Annotated in this window: 1 pseudogene; it reads left to right on the forward strand. The window is 80.0% G+C overall.

Annotation, left to right across the window (positions count from 1 at the left end):
* Positions 1-730 (forward strand): annotated as a pseudogene (locus ABEB16_RS22715) (hypothetical protein); the annotation flags it as partial.

Here is a 730-nt window from a genome sequence, read left to right on the forward strand (position 1 = left end):
CTGGTGGCGGCGCTGGAGACGGCGGGCACCACCGCGGCGCGGCTGGCCGGCAGCGCGGGCCTGCTGCTGGGCGCCTGCGGCCTGGTGCGGGTCGACGCGCTGCGCGAGGTGCTCCTGGTGCTGCCGGTGGTCGCGGTGCTGCTCGTGCGCCGGCACCCGGCGGTGCGCCCGCTGCTGGCGGCGGTGGCGCTGGCGACGGCGCTGGCCGTGGAGGCCGCCGTGGTGCTCTCGCGGCCCTACCTGGGCACCATCGCCGGCTCGCTGCTGCCGCTGCTGGCCCTGGCGGTCGTCACGGCGGCCGCCTGCGCGCTGGTGGTGCGGCTGGCCCGCCGCGGGGTGCTGGCCCGGGTGCGGCTGCTGACGTCGCCGCGCCTCGGCGACGGGGTGGCCGCGGCGCTGGCGGTGGTGCTGGTGGCGCTGGCCAGCCGCCCGCTGTGGCTGGTGGTGCGGCAGGACCCGGCCGACCCGGGTGCGCGGCTGGTGGCCGGCCTGCAGCTGCGCCAGGGGCTGGCGGTGGACGGTGGGCGCACGTACGCGGAGCACTCCGTGGACTGGGTCGCCTGGTACCTGGGCTGGCCCGCGGCGGTGGCCGCGGCGGTGGCGGCGGTGGTGCTGACCCGCCGGCTGGTGCGGGCCGTGCAGTCGGGTGCGCCGCTGCCGGCGTGGACGGGGCCGTTCGTCGTGGCGCTGGGCTCGGTCCTGCTCACCCTGTACCGCCCGGGCATCACGC

Source organism: Kineococcus glutinatus (assembly GCF_039542765.1).
Taxonomy (GTDB): domain Bacteria; phylum Actinomycetota; class Actinomycetes; order Actinomycetales; family Kineococcaceae; genus Kineococcus_A; species Kineococcus_A glutinatus.